This is a genomic window from Catenibacillus scindens, assembly GCF_014202115.1.
In the GTDB taxonomy this organism is placed as follows: domain Bacteria; phylum Bacillota; class Clostridia; order Lachnospirales; family Lachnospiraceae; genus Catenibacillus; species Catenibacillus scindens.
In genome coordinates, this window is sequence record NZ_JACHFW010000002.1 from 274297 (window position 1) to 288889 (window position 14593).

The window sequence follows — 14593 nt, forward strand, 5'->3', positions numbered from 1 at the left end:
AAAGAAGGGAAGTTATGTCTGAACTGCAGGGAAAATCTCAAAAAGCGATCCGTCTTGGCACTCATGGGGAAGACTACGGAAGCTGGATGTCAAACCCGGTGTTTTATATGGTGGGCGGGCTGACAGCTCTGGCAGCGCTGCTGGCGGTACTGTCATTTGCTGTGTTCCATATTTTTGTGCCGGGTATTCTGTTTGTAATCATCGTGGCCGGGCTTCTGGCGCTCCTTGGCTGGATCACATGGATTCGTCGGCAGTATGCCTTTGATGGCGGCAGGATCATGGAGCGGGTGCATCAGACGATCCTGTCCCACATGGATTATGACGGCAAAGGAACACTGCTGGATGTAGGATGCGGCTCCGGAGCATTATCCATCCGGGCAGCGCTCACATGGCAGGAGACAAAGGTTGTCGGAATTGACTACTGGGCGCCTGTTTACAACTACAGTCAGGCTCTTTGCGAGAAAAACGCTGTCAGTGAAGGGGCAGGGGACCGGTGTACCTTTTGCCGTGGCGATGCCAATAAGCTGGATTTCCCGGATGGCTCTTTTGACGCTGTGGTGAGCAATTATGTGTATCACAATATTACCGGAGCGGATAAACAGCAGCTGCTGCTGGAGACTCTGCGGGTGCTGAAAAAGGGCGGCGTCTTTGCTCTCAACGATGAGATGAAGCCGGGAATGTACGGGGATATGGAGGCGTTTGCCCAAAAACTCCGGGATATGGGATATGAGGAAGTACGCCTTGTTGACACTGCCAAAGAGGCATTTGGCTCACGCCGCCGGGCGGCCATGATGATGCTTGGCGAGTCGAGAATGTTGGTGGGAAGAAAGTGAGATGGAACAAGGCACGGGTTGATGAACAAGGAGGGGAAAGATATACATGGTGGTAATGATAGAGAGTCTGATCGGAATCCTGTTATTCACAATTTTGATCGTGCCGCTGACACTGAAAAATCCCCTTATCTCAGTGGGGGATTATCCCCCGGCCATACGGGAGAAGTGTATCGAATTAGGCTTGATTGAAAAAAGAGAACAACGCTTTACAAGGGCGGACATCATTCGGAAAGGAACCGCACTGCTTGTTTTTGTGTTTGTCTTTGCTTTTATTCTGAAACAGTTTAATGGAGCAAATACGTTCTGGAAAGGATTTCGGGATTCTTACCTGATCTGGCTGATCATCGACTGGTATGACGCGCTTATTCTTGACTGCCTTTGGTTCTGCCATTCTAAAAAGGTGAGGATACCGGGGACAGAGGATATGGAAGAATACAGGGATTATCGTTTTCATATCAGACAGTCCTGTATTGGCATGGCTCTTGGTCTGCCTGCCTGTCTTGCGGTAGGAGCGCTGACAGCTATTTTCTGATCAGTTGAAAAAAGATATAGAACAGATTGGGTTCAATATTCGCAGGGGAATCTCTTTCAAGAATTGTTAACTCTGAATCAAAAAACGGCTGGGTGTGATCTAAAATTACCCCAGTCGTTTTGTAAAATTACCGCAATCGTTTTACCAGAAGGCCTGCTCTGTCTCGTATATTAAAAATTCTATCTCAGTTCCCGATGTATTTTATGTCGATAGTATAACCGCTGTTTCTATAGTATGTATGTAATTCATAGTCTCCAATTTGTAAATCTCCTTCTGTTATTGGATAAAACTTCTTTTCTTCAGCATCAAAGATGACGGCCTCGTCTAAAAACACATCCTCAACGGCTTCCAATATGTCATGGATACAATCATCACAAAAATAGCTTTTCATTTTGTGGGCGCTCACGATTCCCCGGCCAGAATCAATATCGGCTGAACCACTGTTTCTGTTTGGACTTTTCATAATCGTGATGTGTGCTTCGCTGATTTCATCATATCCAAAGTTTATTTGTGTACTGCTATTGTTTCGCTGATTTTCAATAGGCTCATAAGAATCAAACACATCTAATCCATAAGTTTCCCCAGTATTTAAGAAAACAAGGTGAATACGATTCATGTAGCTGTCACATTCCAAACAGCAGCCATCTGCGGTATTTGGTATGTACTGAATAAGATTTTCAACATCTTGGCCATATTGGCTGTAGACCAAATCGTTCCGAATGGTCTGGGCTATTTGCTCATACTCATCTTCTGTTGCCAGTGCCATATAGGCAGCAAGTGTCCATAGAATCTCTTCCATAGCCTTATCATTTCGTTTATCTGCCCATGAATTACCGATAAAGATGCCGAGTGAGCAAAGAAGGACAGTCGTAATACCGACCATAAACCCGCCATAAAGTAAAGAGCGCTTATCATATTGACTTAAGTGCGTTTTGGTTCTATCCAGCATATCGTCCTGCCAATAGTCCAGCCATTTTTCTTTTATTTTCTTCCACACATTTTGCATAGGCAACTCCCTTCCAAAAAGCTGATAGCTCATATATTATAGTCTATCAGAATCTATTCTAAACAACAATCATATTATAGTCTTAAAGTATACAAAATAATAACTGATAGCTAATATATAGGTGTAAACGATGGGAAAGAATGGATTAGGGAAACGTATCAATATTGCAAGGAAGGCGCGTGGGCTAACTGCTGACCGGTTATCGGAAATGTGCAGCATCAATGCGACTTATCTCCGACAGATTGAAGGCGGTGCGAAAATGCCAAGCCTGCCGGTATTTATAGATATGTGCAGGGCGTTGCGAATTTCGCCGGATTATCTTTTGCAAGATGAGCTTGAGGAAAATGAAATCAGTACGATTCGGGAAATCGAAGAACTTTGGAAAAGCGTTTCTCCAGAGAAACAAGCGCTTGTTTTGGCGATGATCAAAGCGGTATTAGAATATCAAGACGAGTAGAATGGCCAGCCGATCCCGGCTGGCTATTCCCGTAAAATGAATAAAATTTTATTGTTCCTGCAGAACCCCCAACACCACATATCGTGCATTATTAAATTCATAGCTGCAGGTGGAGAGTGTAAGAATCCGGTCATTACTTGTTGGTTTTACGCTGCTGTCAAAAGTGGATCGCTCTTGAGCCTGAATCAGCCATGCTTCAAATGCAGAGGCATCAGAGAATACCACCTCCCATGCCGGATCATCAACGCTCGCCACATAACCTGCGAAAAGCGCAACAGTATAGTTTTTATCCGGAGTCATCAGCATCAGTGTCGGATGCTCCTCATAATAAGACTGATCCTTGTATCCGGCCAGAGACGCAAACATGGCGCCGCTTCTCATATAATGCCCATAAATGATGGAGTGGAAGGCGGAGAAGTCACGGTTTACCCGGCAGTCCAGAAATAAGCAGCCGTTGGCATTGTAAGTGCCGTCATATAAATGTGTCAGGTAATAGGAATTATCAGTCCCCTGGACAACCGGATAATTGATAGGAGTGCCTTCGCTGTAGAGCCAGCCAACAATATTGGGATTGGTCTGCTGGAGCGAAGCAAAATCTACCTCTGGCCACGGAGCTGCTGTTTCCAGAATCTCCGATGTGGGTTCGTCTTCCTCTGGCAGTGTGGATTCCGGCTGTTCGTCAGGATATTTCACATAGACCTCTAAACTGGAATAAAGCGTATCACTTTGGTCATTTTCATTCCAGTATTGGTAAAACTTCCAGCCACCAATACCCAAAAGGATTAAGGAAAGAGTCAAAGAGAAGATCAGAAGCCAGCGTTTCATTGCAATCCCTCCTCGTACCGATGTACCAATTTATAGAACGTGCTGCGTTTTAGGCCAAGATCATTCATGGCGCGGACTGCAGTGATCGTACCCTTTTTCCAGAGGGTGTAAATCTGGTCCCAGTCTGGTGGATAGGTGGCCGCCGGCCGCCCCAGATGTGTTCCTTTTTCCTTGGCAACAGCAATTCCCTCAGCCTGACGCTGCCGGGTGGTGAGCCGTTCTTGTTCGGCAATGCTGGCCAGCACTTCGATCAGGATATTATTGATCATTTCAAATACCCATTCCTGTCCTTCCGGCAACTGGATCATCGTTGTAGGGAGATCAATCACTTTGACCTGTATGTGATGTTCCTTGTAATGGCGCAGCTCTTGCAAGATATGCTGTTTGTTTCGGCTCAGACGGTCTAAGGATTTGATGATCAGAGTGTCCCCATCCCGAAGCATCGTATTCCGGAGCGCCATATATCCTTCACGTTCCAGACTGGTGCCGCTGATTTTGTCGGTGACAATGTCCCGTTCCGCCACCCCGCAGTCCAACAGTGCTTTGATCTGCCGGTCCAGATGTTGGTCACGAGAGGAGACCCGGGCATAACCATAAGTCTTTTTCAATAAACGCATCCCCTTTGTGCATAAAGTGTCTGTAAAGGTTCTTTCTATTACAGATATGTCCGTAAATAAAAAAGCGGAATTTTCAGACGCTTAAGCTGGGCCTGAAATAGCCTTTTGGAAGCACTCTGTAAAGGTACACCTTTACGGACCTGATATATTACACGAATGAGCAGGAGGATTTACAAAATACTTGACAAAGCGGAAAGAATAGAATATATTTATATCGTAAGTAGTAAGTGATAAGTGATAAGAAATAAGTAAGATATATCAATGGAGGTGTCGCTATGAAAAATTTATCAACGACTCAACAATATTTTTTATGTATCCTGAAGAAAAACGGAAAAATTTCAAGTCTTGAAATGGAGAAGACAACCTGTCTGGCAGCTTCCGCTGTGCTGGAACTTTTGATGGAGGATATTTTAACTTTTGACGGGAAGAAACTGTCCATTCAGGCACCATTGCCGGAGGAGAAAAGCTATCTGCGCCAGGTGTATGATATTGTTGTAAAAAAGCAGCCGGTAAAATTTGAAAACGTCATAGAATACTTTTCTTTCAACTTTACAGATAAATATATCAATGGACTGGTGGAAGATATTGGAGAATCTCTGGCAGAACTGGGCTGTGTCCGGAAGGAAAAAGGCGGCTTTATGAATGGAAAGACACTCTATATCCCCAATGAAGCCGATGTGGACCATATTGTACAGAATATCCGTGCAGAACTTTTGGAGGATGGGGAGATTTCTGAGGATATTGTAGTCTTAACGGCTTTGCTGAACAAAAGTCAGGATTTGCAGAGGTATTTTTCTTCTTATGAAAAACAGGCTTTGAAGAAGCGGTTGGCTGAGATTAAGGAGAATCCCCAGAATGAGCTGATCCACAAGGCCACGGAGTATATCGACACTCTGTTCCTTATGTTTATTGTGGCAATTTCCTGATGAAGGAAGGTGTGCAGTATGTCGAGACAGAGGAGCATGGAGGCTATCATGGCATCGGAGTATGTCACCATTGGAGAACTGGTGCGGTTGACTGAAACACGGTACAGTACACTGAAGTTTTATACGGAGGAGGGCTTTATCCCCTTCGTTCAGGAAGGTTCAAATCTGACACGCCGGTATCCAAGAGAAAAAACGGTAGAGCGCATTGCCTATATTAAGGGGCTGCGGGATCAAAAGAAAACCATTCCTCAGATAAAAGAGATTTTGCAGGAAAAGTATAAGAATCTTTAAAAGTGCTTATGGTCTATGGCCCAAGTGACTGTAATCTGTGCCGCGCTCACTGTAAAGTATTCCGGATTCATTGAAACGGTTTTTGTTTGCAGTTATACTGTATTCAAAGGCCGTTTTTCGTTTTAGGAAACGCCCTTGGAGTGTAACGGGATGGCGCGGAGATACGCCAGAGACAGGGAGAGGAGGCAATGGCTTGAAAGTAAAGCTATGTGTCAGCCGGGAGCGTTATCAGAAAATTAAAGATGCTCTTTTGGATCATGGAATAGAGATTGATGAAAATGCAGATTTGATCATAAGTGAACGCAGCTGCTTTGAGGATCATCTTATGGTAAAAAATCTAAAAACAAATGAGCGGATGGTTTTATCTACCCGTGAGATTGTTTCCATTGAATCTTTTGGACACTTTATTGAAGTCCATACACAAGATGAAGTGTATCAGGCGGTGGACCGGCTGTACAGGATCGAGGGTCAGCTGGACCCGGCCAGATTTTTAAGGATCAGCCATTCAGTGATCATCGCCAGGGATAAGATCAAGACGATCACCCCCACACTTTCTATGAAATTTATATTGACGATGAGCAATGGCAGAAAAGTTGATGTAACAAGAAGCTATTACTATATATTTAAAGAATGGCTGGGAATTTAAGGAGGTATCAAAATGAATTTTCCATACTTTTTTGTTATGGTCCTGGGGGCGATTGCGATCGTTACAGCTGTGTCAGCAATCTACTTCCAGCTCTATAAAAGGCATGTGAACCGCGCCGTAAAAGAGGGAAAGCGAACAGCCCATACAATGGTTTCCCCTTTTTATGTTTTGCTGATCACTGCCATACTGGTTCTCATTGCGACAACGATCATCAGTTATTTTGTGGGATATAAAACAGCCTATGACCGAATGGAGAACGCGGCCTCATCACAGGATGACGGGGGAGAAAGTTGGGGGCAGCAAACGTTCTATGCCGAAATTACTGAGATTTCCGGGACGCTGGAAGACGGCAATACAATTACAGTCAAAGGGTTATCTGTGAATGACATCAATTATCGTGGGAAATTTTCCTTTTCTGTTTTTGGGGAAACATCGCTGGAATGGCACAATACGCCTTTGGATTTCTCAGAGTTGGAAGCCGGGGATATGATTTCAGTCACCTACAGGGGAGAAATTCAGGAAACATCCCCTGCAGTGATCAATGAAGTATTAAGGATACAGTTATTAGATGACAATAAATAAAAAAATTTTTCAATTTGATGTAGTATTTGCTGCTGAAAACGTAGTATATAGGTGAAAACGGAAAGAGGGAAGGGGGAGTTGGCATGATGGATGATGAAAAAATCATAGATCTGTTTTTTGAGCGTTCGGAGCAGGGAATTAAGGAATTGGATGATAAATATGGAGTAATCTTCCATAACCTTTCATACAACATTGTAAATGACAGGCAGGATGCGGAAGAATGTGTGAATGATGCTTATTTGGGTGCGTGGAACGCCATTCCACCGGTACGGCCGAATCCGCTGTTGACCTACATACTGAAAATTGTCCGGAATATTTCACTAAAAATCTACTGGAAAAAGAAAGCAGCGAAACGAAATAGCCATTATACCATTGCTTTAGAAGAAATTGAAGCCTGTATCGCCGGGCGGGAAAATATTGAAGAGGAAATCGAAGTCAAGATATTGGCCCGTATCATTGAGGAATTTTTAGACACGCTGACTCTGGAAAACCGGGTGATCTTTATGCGGCGCTACTGGTTTTCTGACAGTTACAGGGATATTGCTGAGTTGGTAGGGCTTTCGGAGAAAAATATCTCTGTCCGGCTGACCCGTATCCGTGAAAAAATGAAGCAATATTTGGCGGAAAGAGAGGTATTCGTATGAACGCAAAGAAGTTTTCTGAAGCTATGAGCGAGCTTGACAGCAAATATATTGAGGAAGCCCTCGCCTATAAGACGAAAGACAAAAAGCCTGTTTGGGTTAAGTGGAGCGCCATAGCCGCCTGCTTATGTCTTATTGCAGCGGCCGCGATAACCATCCCCTCTATGCTAAGTCCCTGGGAAAGCGATGGCGGTGCAGGCGGGACAATGGCAGGAGGCAGTCAGGTTATTTTGCAGGAGGTTCCAAACCTTTTTGCCGGACAAAAGGTCGTTGACGCAATCGCGCAGGATATTACAAATCAGGATATAGAGAGTTGGGCGGAAGTGGCAAACGCGGCGTTTGACCTTGACTATGTTATTCCCGTTTATTCAACAGCCAATGTGACTCAAGACAGTCATACAATTTTGGAAACCTTAGTCTTCGATGATCAATACATCATCCCTGTCATGGCGAAGGATGAATGTATCGGAACTGCCACAGTGGCACAAGAGGAAAACAAATGGATCATTTGTGCCTATGAACACGGTTTTGATCTTAAAACCGAAGTGGATAAAAATAAAGATACAGCCACCTGTTTTGTAGATGTGATCCAACTCCATGGACGGGGATTTCTTACGTCAACGGATACGGAAGAATTTACAGCGATTCCCGGCTTTGGAATTTCCGAAAATATGAGCGGAGAGGAATTGTTAAACCAGATCTTAAATCATAGGGAAGCTATATACGACGGAGAAGGCTGAATAAGAGCGGAGAACAGTTTAGCTGACTGAACGGATAACGGAGGTGGATTTCTATGAAAAAATGGATACTCAGTATCTGTGCTTTTGTGTGGTGTGTTTCGCTGGCTGGCTGCACCAGGAATGAAACGATTGACTTTCCTTTTGAGACGGCAGAGGTGGAAGATATAGAAATGTTCTACTTTGTCAATCCAGCGGATGCAGAAAAAAAGGTGATTACCGGTCAGGAGGATATTGAACACATATATCAACTGCTTGAAAGTGCTGCATTGGAAGATAAAGAGACGGAGCCTGTGGCCGGAGGTTCTGTGACAAGTTTCAGATTTAATCTGTCTGGCGGTATGACTTATGAAGTTATATATTCGTCCATTGCCGCAAGGTCGGGAAGAATTATGGTATCCGATAGTGAAAAGGATTATTTTACATCATCGGACATAGAATCGGTCTGGAATAATTGCGATTATACCGCAGAAAAAGCAGCAGAAAGGGAACTGCCGGTAATTCCCCTGTCTGAAGAAAACACCGAAGATGAAGTTGTTGAATTTCATGGACAGCTATTCCATAAATCTGACTTGACCGAAAAAACTCTTAAATGGCTTGAATGGTATAATTCTTTATCGCAGGAAGAACAGCTTGCTGTCAATTCAATTCCTGCAGACCTATATACCAGTGATGATGCGGGAACGTCTGATTCAGATGCGGAAGAATAGCCGTGTTTGATAAAATCCATACTTATCCGGCGCAGTGGGTCTGATCGAAAAGGAACATGGGTAATCTTGAAGTAAAGGAGGGAATGCTGTGGCTCGTCAATATAAGCTGGCCAGAAAAATGAAAAAGATCGCTCTGACTTCATCTGTGAAAGAGCTGGGCGTTTCACAGCCTACACTCAGCAGATGGGAAAGTGAACGAAACGCGCCCTCGATTGAAGGTTTGATCCGTATGTCTGAGTATTATCATGTCTCAACCGATTTTCTTCTGGGGTTTTACAGAGGAGGAAGTTTTGGCAGAGCGGAAAAAACTTGAGGATGCGGCCGCTGATATAGAAAGGGTTCGTACACTTCCGGAAGAAGAACAGAAAAGGCATTTTAAAACAGCAAATGAGATATTTCCGAAGCTTAAGCTGGAAGATGATCGCACAGAGACTCAGAAGGATCAGGAGCGTCTGGAGTCGGCAAAAGAGCGCAAGCCAGACCGGGGATTATATATTCACTGTTGAAAATCCGATACCGGAATAGATTTAATAAAAAATCAATTATTGTTCTGAAATGGGAACATGGCATTGACGATGGGAATAATCTGTGCTAAAATGAGAACACTAACAGGGAGGTGATTTTCATTGGTACAACGGAAAGAATATTTAGATCAGCTCATCAGTTGGAAAGATGAACAGGTGATCAAAGTGGTCACAGGTATCCGGCGCTGCGGAAAATCGACACTTTTGATGCAGTTTCAGCAATGGCTGAAGGAAAACGGGGTCACACAGGAGCAAATCGTTTCCGTCAACTTTGAGGAACTGGAGTACGAAGATCTGCTGGATTACAAGAAGCTCCATCAGTATCTGAAAGAACGTTTGGTCAGCGGAAAAATCACGTATATTTTTCTCGATGAAATTCAGAAAGTGCCTTCCTTTGAAAAGGTTGTAGACAGTTTATATGTAAAGCCCAATGTGGATCTCTATATTACAGGGTCCAATGCGTATATGCTTTCGGGAGATTTAGCAACACTTTTGACAGGCAGGTATGTGGAGATCAAAATGCTTCCGCTGTCTCTCCGGGAGTTCCTTTCCATGACAGGTTTAGAACCGGAACAAGGATTTCCTGAATATTTAAGAAACGGCGGTATGCCGTACATTGCCGCTATGAATCGTACCAACGAGAAAGTAAGCACCTATTTGGAGGGAATTTACAATACGGTCATTGTAAAAGATATTGAGGACAGGCAGGCAAGAAAGGAAAGCGATCTTTCCAAGAGGAAAATTACAGATATTGCGCTGCTGAAGACGATTGCAAAATATCTTGCAAGTGTTGTGGGGAATCCCGTATCTGTCAGAAGTATTACGGATTATCTGATTTCAAATGGAAGAAAAATCTCGCCCAATACGGTGGGGGATTATGTGGAAGCCTTAACGGAATCCTTTATCTTTTATCCCGCAGAACGTTTTGACATTGTCGGGAAGCAGCTTTTAAAAGCGAACCGAAAAATGTATATTGTTGATCTGGGATTGAGAAATCATATCCTTCCACGTAAAAACTATGACCTGGGTTTTTCTCTTGAAAACCTTGTTTATTTTGAACTTTTGCGTCGGGGATATAAGGTAACGGTTGGCAAAGTCGGAAACACAGAAGTGGATTTTGTTGCCCAGAAGCAGGGGGCCTATCAATATTTTCAGGTTACAGCGGACTTGACTGCACAGGAGACATTTGAGCGGGAGATCAGACCCCTTGAAAATATCCGGGACAATTATGAGAAGATGATTTTAACCATGGACCGGTTAACGCCCGGAAATTACAATGGGATACAGGTACGGTATTTATTGGATTGGCTGATGGAACCAAAGGATTGAATCAAGTCGCCGGGGGCCAAAGATTTCTCGATGATCTCTTGCCAAACCTTAATGAAATGAAAGCGGAGATTTCCATGGCTTCTACTTGCATTTTGGCCGAAGTTGTCCGAGTAGTGACCAAGTATAACAGCTTCAAGGGAAATTCCATTGCCTATGTGATTTTTTCACTGGGGATGGTCGGCTCGCCCCTTCCAATCTGGCTGTTTAAAGCTGATTTTCTGGCGCAGATTACAGAACAGGGAATGCCCGCTGATTATGTTGCGGCAGTTGAAGCCCTGTCGTCCAATGCAATGCTAATCGTTCTGTTCGTTGCTCCAATCATCGGTGGTATCATCGGCGCATTTATTGCCAGAGGTCTGTTCAAAAAGCATTTTGTAAAGGCAGGAATTGTGTGATGGCTGGGCCAGGGAAAAAACATACATTAAGGTTCGATCCACGGACGGAGCTGCTTTTGTTGGTACTGGCCAATATCGTGGCCTTTACCCAGCACAACCTATGGGTTGAAATTACATGGGTTGTTTTTCTGCTCCTGCTGATCGTTGCCTGCGGGTGCCAAAAATCCGCGGGCAAGCTGGCAATCGCATTTGGGATTTGTCTGGCGCTGCAATACTATGTGTTCCCAAACGGGCCCCAAATTTTAGCCAGCAGCTTCACGATCATAGTATCTTATGCAAGAAAGATTTTCCCTTGCTTGATTGTCGGTACGATGGTTTTACAGAAAACGCCCGTCCGGGAATTGATGGTTGCACTTCGGAAATGGCATATCCCCCAGGGACTGATGGATGAACAGCGTATCCGGATGGGGCTTAGAAGTCTTGTCCATCCTGTGCTGGAGTTGCCCCCCGCCGATCCGCCAGGGGCGCAGGAAGGCTTATCCGTAGAAAATCTTTCCTGTGCCTTTGATAAGCAGCCGGTATTTGGAGGCATTGGCTTTTCTGCAAAACGGGGCGAAGTGTTGGGAATTGTCGGCCATAACGGCGCAGGAAAAACGACGATGACGCGCTGCCTGTGCGGGCTTGTGAAAGAAGTGAATGGAACGGTCCGGCTGGACGGGCAAACACTGAAAGCAAAACAGCGTAATAAGGCCAGCTTTTGTGTGATGCAGGATGTGAACCATCAGCTTTTTTCAGACAGCGTATGGAACGAATGTGAACTGGCGCAGCCGGATTGCCCGGCGGAGCGGATTGAAGAAATTCTCAGGTCTTTTGATTTGCTGGATTTCAAAGACCGCCATCCGATGGCCCTGTCAGGAGGCCAGAAGCAGCGCCTTGCGGTGGCAACCGCTATTCTCTCCAACAAGGATGTACTTGTCTTTGACGAGCCTACCAGTGGCCTGGACTATCATCGTATGCTGGAAGTGAGCAATATGATCCGCAAGTTGAATGATGAAAATAAAGTGATCATCATAGTTTCCCATGATTTTGAGTTTTTGGGCCGGACTTGTGATAAAATATTTGATATGGAGGGATGCTCCAAAGAAAGGAGGTAGCGTCTATGCCGGAACTATTTCAAGAAATGTACTGCGGCCCGAATGTTCAAAACCTGATTGAGTCCGATGATTGCAAGGTCATGCGTTTAAGCGATAACTCCGGCGAAGGCATGATGACGCTTTATCATGTCTTTCCCGGTGTATTTCTCATGTATAATGATTGGCATACATGGAGATGATCTTCTCCTCCATGTCCTGAGTGACGGTATTTTGATATTGCAACGAAGATCTTGCTGGTTTGAGCATCTACTCGGTCTATAGCTCTCCCTTTAACCAATTGCTAGAGCCCTTCAAAGATGATGTCATTAGGGTTAAGCGAGAAAAGATCGGCATCGAATTTCCTCAATGCCGATCTTCCTCATAATTCCACTTTATACGAACCTCAAACTACTGTCTCATATTTTTTTGGGTCAAATAGTTCGAGTAAGAGTATTCTGGTGGAGATAGCGAGACTCGAACTCGTGACCTATACGTTGCGAACGTATCGCTCTCCCATCTGAGCTATATCCCCACGTGGTGTACGTTTCTATTATAGCACGATCATCGGCAAATTCAAGGAAAAAATTCTTTTCTCGCAAAAATCCTGTAACAGTTCTGCCCGCGCCTATGCTGCGCCGCGCTTACGCGCTGACCGGAAGAGAAACCCAGAACGCCGTCTCCTTGTCTGTACTTTCCACCCAGACTTTGCCACCATGGAGATCCACGATCTTTTTTACAATAGACAGACCCACGCCTGTCCCCTCTCCACCATGGGATGCATCTCCCTGATAAAATTTATTAAAAATACGAAGCATGTCGTGTTCGCTGATCTTTGGCCCGTTATTTTTGATCACAACAGAAATTGCCTCCGAACGGTCATAGATGGCCACAGTAATCTTTCCATTTTCCGGAGAAAATTTTATGGCGTTGTCCAAAATGTTGATCCATACCTGCTTTAGAAGCTCTTCATTGGCCGTGATTTTATGTTCATTAAATTCACAGGACAATTGGATATTTTTCGCGCTCCATTTCTTTTCCAAAAGAAGAATAGAACGTCTGATCTGTTCAGAAACATTATATTCGGCCTGATCTGTAAGGATCGTCTGATTTTCAATTTTTGTGAGATTTAAAACATTGGTAGCCATCTTAGAAAGGCGCCCGGATTCCTGCTCAATAATAGAAAGATATTCCCTGGCTGTGTTTTCATCCACCTTTCCTTTTAAAAGCAGTCGGGAAAAACCATAAATAGATACAATGGGCGTTTTAAACTCATGGGAAAAATTATTGACAAAATCGGAGCGAAGCATTTCTGTGTTGTCCAGCTCCTGAGCCAGCATATTGAAACTTTTCGCAAGCTCTTTTCCCACAGTGCTTTCCCCAAAATAAATCCGGGTTTTGTAATCTCCGGCAGCCAGACAGTCCAGGGCCGTGATCATACGGCTAATCGGCCTTAAAGAGATGCGCCCCACAACTAAAGACACACATGTGCCGACAACAATGCTGGACAATGAAAATTCAACCATAATAAAGATAAAACTGGCCCGCCCGGAAGGAACATAATGAAAAACGCCAAGGTGAATCATCAGGTAGGAGACTAACGTCACCACAAACATAGTAATCACAAGGACGAAGAAGGCAATCACAGTGACGATAAATGTCAGAGGAATATGGGGACGTTTTCCATTTTTTATTTTTTTATGGATCATACTTTTCTCACCGCCTTATAGCCAAGTCCACGGACAGAGACAATCTCAAATTCCGGCCATCCCTCAAAACGTTTTCTCAAACGCCCGATATGGACAGTCACTGTCTCCCAGCCGGTATCGCTGTCCATCCCCCAGATTTCATCCATAAGCTGGATACGGGTAAATATCTGTCCAGGGTAGGAGAGAAGTTTATACAAAAGAAGAAATTCTTTCTGGGGCAGCTCAAAAACCTGACCGTGGCCGGTCACAGTCATAGCATTGTAATCCAGGATAATATCCCCGATGACAATCTTTTTCTCACTGACAATCTTGGCCCGGCGCAAAAGGGCGTGGATACGCAAAAGCATCTCCTCATCATCCACCGGCTTTGTCATGTAGTCATCGGTCCCCACTAAAAATCCTTTTTTCTTATCGGCGGGAAGCTGCCGCGCAGACACCATAAGGATGGGAATATTATCTCCGGCATCCCTTAATTCTTTCGTCAGTTCATATCCATCCATGTCCGGCATCATAATATCCAAAATGATCAGATCAATATGTTTTTTCTGCATCACCTCAAGGGCCTTGGCTCCATTTTGGGCCGTTGAGACAGTATAACCAGCCCCTTCCAGCAGGGCCCTCATATATATTCGCGTATTTTTATCGTCATCAGCGACAAGAATATGAAACATAGTGTACACCTCCAGATTTCTTATTATTATAGCGTTACCCTTAAAATATGACAAGTAAAAATCCCTGTTTCTTACATCCCCCTACCGGTCTG

21 protein-coding genes and 1 tRNA gene are annotated in these 14593 nt (G+C 44.3%); 16 read left to right on the forward strand and 6 right to left on the reverse strand.

Translation table 11 applies throughout. The annotated features are described in order from the left end of the window. The first annotated feature begins 14 nt into the window (after nucleotides 1–14). Nucleotides 15–833 (forward strand): class I SAM-dependent methyltransferase, encoded by an 819-nt coding sequence (locus tag HNP82_RS04160; protein ID WP_183771809.1) that lies wholly within the window; start codon nucleotides 15–17, stop codon nucleotides 831–833. A 46-nt stretch (nucleotides 834–879) separates the two neighbouring features. Further along, a complete protein-coding gene (locus HNP82_RS04165) occupies nucleotides 880–1365 on the forward strand; it encodes a hypothetical protein (protein WP_183771811.1) in 486 nt (161 codons plus the stop codon). A 184-nt stretch (nucleotides 1366–1549) separates the two neighbouring features. Here HNP82_RS04165 and HNP82_RS04170 read toward each other — a convergent pair whose 3' ends face one another. Next, on the reverse strand, nucleotides 1550–2371 hold the full coding sequence (locus HNP82_RS04170; protein ID WP_183771813.1) for a hypothetical protein: 822 nt from the start codon (nucleotides 2369–2371) through the stop codon (nucleotides 1550–1552). A 130-nt stretch (nucleotides 2372–2501) separates the two neighbouring features. Between HNP82_RS04170 and HNP82_RS04175 the strand changes: the two genes are divergently transcribed. Next, nucleotides 2502–2828 (forward strand): helix-turn-helix domain-containing protein, encoded by a 327-nt coding sequence (locus HNP82_RS04175; RefSeq protein WP_183771815.1) that lies wholly within the window; start codon nucleotides 2502–2504, stop codon nucleotides 2826–2828. Nucleotides 2829–2876: 48 nt separating this feature from the next. Here the strand turns inward: HNP82_RS04175 and srtB are convergent, their stop codons facing one another. Together srtB and HNP82_RS04185 are read right to left on the reverse strand one after the other, a co-directional pair. Then, nucleotides 2877–3653: a class B sortase gene (gene srtB, locus HNP82_RS04180; protein ID WP_183771817.1), complete on the reverse strand. Its 777-nt coding sequence runs from the start codon at nucleotides 3651–3653 to the stop codon at nucleotides 2877–2879. Next, complete coding sequence (locus tag HNP82_RS04185; protein ID WP_183771819.1) at nucleotides 3650–4261, reverse strand: recombinase family protein; 612 nt, start codon at nucleotides 4259–4261, stop codon at nucleotides 3650–3652. The genes srtB and HNP82_RS04185 overlap by 4 nt, the downstream gene beginning before the upstream one ends. A 284-nt stretch (nucleotides 4262–4545) precedes the next feature. Between HNP82_RS04185 and HNP82_RS04190 the strand changes: the two genes are divergently transcribed. From HNP82_RS04190 to HNP82_RS04255, 13 genes are all read left to right on the forward strand, one after another. Beyond that, nucleotides 4546–5196 (forward strand): GOLPH3/VPS74 family protein, encoded by a 651-nt coding sequence (locus HNP82_RS04190; RefSeq protein ID WP_183771821.1) that lies wholly within the window; start codon nucleotides 4546–4548, stop codon nucleotides 5194–5196. Nucleotides 5197–5214: 18 nt separating this feature from the next. After that, nucleotides 5215–5487 (forward strand): helix-turn-helix domain-containing protein, encoded by a 273-nt coding sequence (locus HNP82_RS04195; RefSeq protein WP_183771823.1) that lies wholly within the window; start codon nucleotides 5215–5217, stop codon nucleotides 5485–5487. 193 nt (nucleotides 5488–5680) lie between these two features. Next, complete coding sequence (locus HNP82_RS04200) at nucleotides 5681–6133, forward strand: LytTR family DNA-binding domain-containing protein (RefSeq protein WP_183771825.1); 453 nt, start codon at nucleotides 5681–5683, stop codon at nucleotides 6131–6133. A gap of 12 nt (nucleotides 6134–6145) precedes the next feature. Further along, the gene (locus HNP82_RS04205) at nucleotides 6146–6715 is read left to right on the forward strand and encodes a hypothetical protein (protein ID WP_243164629.1); all 570 of its coding nucleotides are present in this window, start codon (nucleotides 6146–6148) and stop codon (nucleotides 6713–6715) included. A gap of 83 nt (nucleotides 6716–6798) precedes the next feature. Further along, complete coding sequence (locus HNP82_RS04210; RefSeq protein ID WP_183771827.1) at nucleotides 6799–7359, forward strand: RNA polymerase sigma factor; 561 nt, start codon at nucleotides 6799–6801, stop codon at nucleotides 7357–7359. Next, entirely contained in the window at nucleotides 7356–8096 is a 741-nt protein-coding gene (locus tag HNP82_RS04215) for a hypothetical protein (RefSeq protein WP_183772115.1), read from the forward strand. The genes HNP82_RS04210 and HNP82_RS04215 overlap by 4 nt, the downstream gene beginning before the upstream one ends. Nucleotides 8097–8251: 155 nt before the next feature. Beyond that, entirely contained in the window at nucleotides 8252–8803 is a 552-nt protein-coding gene (locus HNP82_RS04220; protein ID WP_183771829.1) for a hypothetical protein, read from the forward strand. Nucleotides 8804–8891: 88 nt separating this feature from the next. Then, nucleotides 8892–9116, forward strand: coding sequence for a helix-turn-helix domain-containing protein (locus HNP82_RS04225; protein ID WP_183771831.1), 225 nt, complete (start codon nucleotides 8892–8894; stop codon nucleotides 9114–9116). Next, nucleotides 9094–9309: a hypothetical protein gene (locus tag HNP82_RS04230; RefSeq protein ID WP_183771833.1), complete on the forward strand. Its 216-nt coding sequence runs from the start codon at nucleotides 9094–9096 to the stop codon at nucleotides 9307–9309. Before HNP82_RS04225 ends, HNP82_RS04230 begins: the two co-directional genes overlap by 23 nt. Before the next feature lie 120 nt (nucleotides 9310–9429). After that, nucleotides 9430–10656: an ATP-binding protein gene (locus HNP82_RS04235; RefSeq protein ID WP_183771835.1), complete on the forward strand. Its 1227-nt coding sequence runs from the start codon at nucleotides 9430–9432 to the stop codon at nucleotides 10654–10656. Further along, nucleotides 10653–11051 (forward strand): MptD family putative ECF transporter S component, encoded by a 399-nt coding sequence (locus tag HNP82_RS04240; protein WP_243164630.1) that lies wholly within the window; start codon nucleotides 10653–10655, stop codon nucleotides 11049–11051. Before HNP82_RS04235 ends, HNP82_RS04240 begins: the two co-directional genes overlap by 4 nt. Further along, nucleotides 11051–12145 carry an ATP-binding cassette domain-containing protein gene (locus HNP82_RS17920; protein ID WP_243164631.1) on the forward strand — a complete coding sequence of 365 codons (1095 nt, stop codon included), beginning with the start codon at nucleotides 11051–11053 and terminating at the stop codon, nucleotides 12143–12145. The genes HNP82_RS04240 and HNP82_RS17920 overlap by 1 nt, the downstream gene beginning before the upstream one ends. A gap of 5 nt (nucleotides 12146–12150) precedes the next feature. Then, a complete protein-coding gene (locus HNP82_RS04255; protein WP_243164632.1) occupies nucleotides 12151–12324 on the forward strand; it encodes a hypothetical protein in 174 nt (57 codons plus the stop codon). A gap of 256 nt (nucleotides 12325–12580) precedes the next feature. On the opposite strand, the gene HNP82_RS04260 is transcribed toward HNP82_RS04255, so the two are convergent. The 3 genes from HNP82_RS04260 to HNP82_RS04270 all read right to left on the reverse strand — a co-directional run bounded on the left by HNP82_RS04260 (nucleotide 12581) and on the right by HNP82_RS04270 (nucleotide 14501). Next, nucleotides 12581–12656, reverse strand: a tRNA-Ala gene (locus HNP82_RS04260). 109 nt (nucleotides 12657–12765) lie between these two features. Continuing rightward, complete coding sequence (locus HNP82_RS04265; RefSeq protein WP_183771837.1) at nucleotides 12766–13830, reverse strand: HAMP domain-containing sensor histidine kinase; 1065 nt, start codon at nucleotides 13828–13830, stop codon at nucleotides 12766–12768. Next, complete coding sequence (locus HNP82_RS04270; RefSeq protein WP_183771839.1) at nucleotides 13827–14501, reverse strand: response regulator transcription factor; 675 nt, start codon at nucleotides 14499–14501, stop codon at nucleotides 13827–13829. Before HNP82_RS04270 ends, HNP82_RS04265 begins: the two co-directional genes overlap by 4 nt. Nucleotides 14502–14593: the final 92 nt, after the last annotated feature.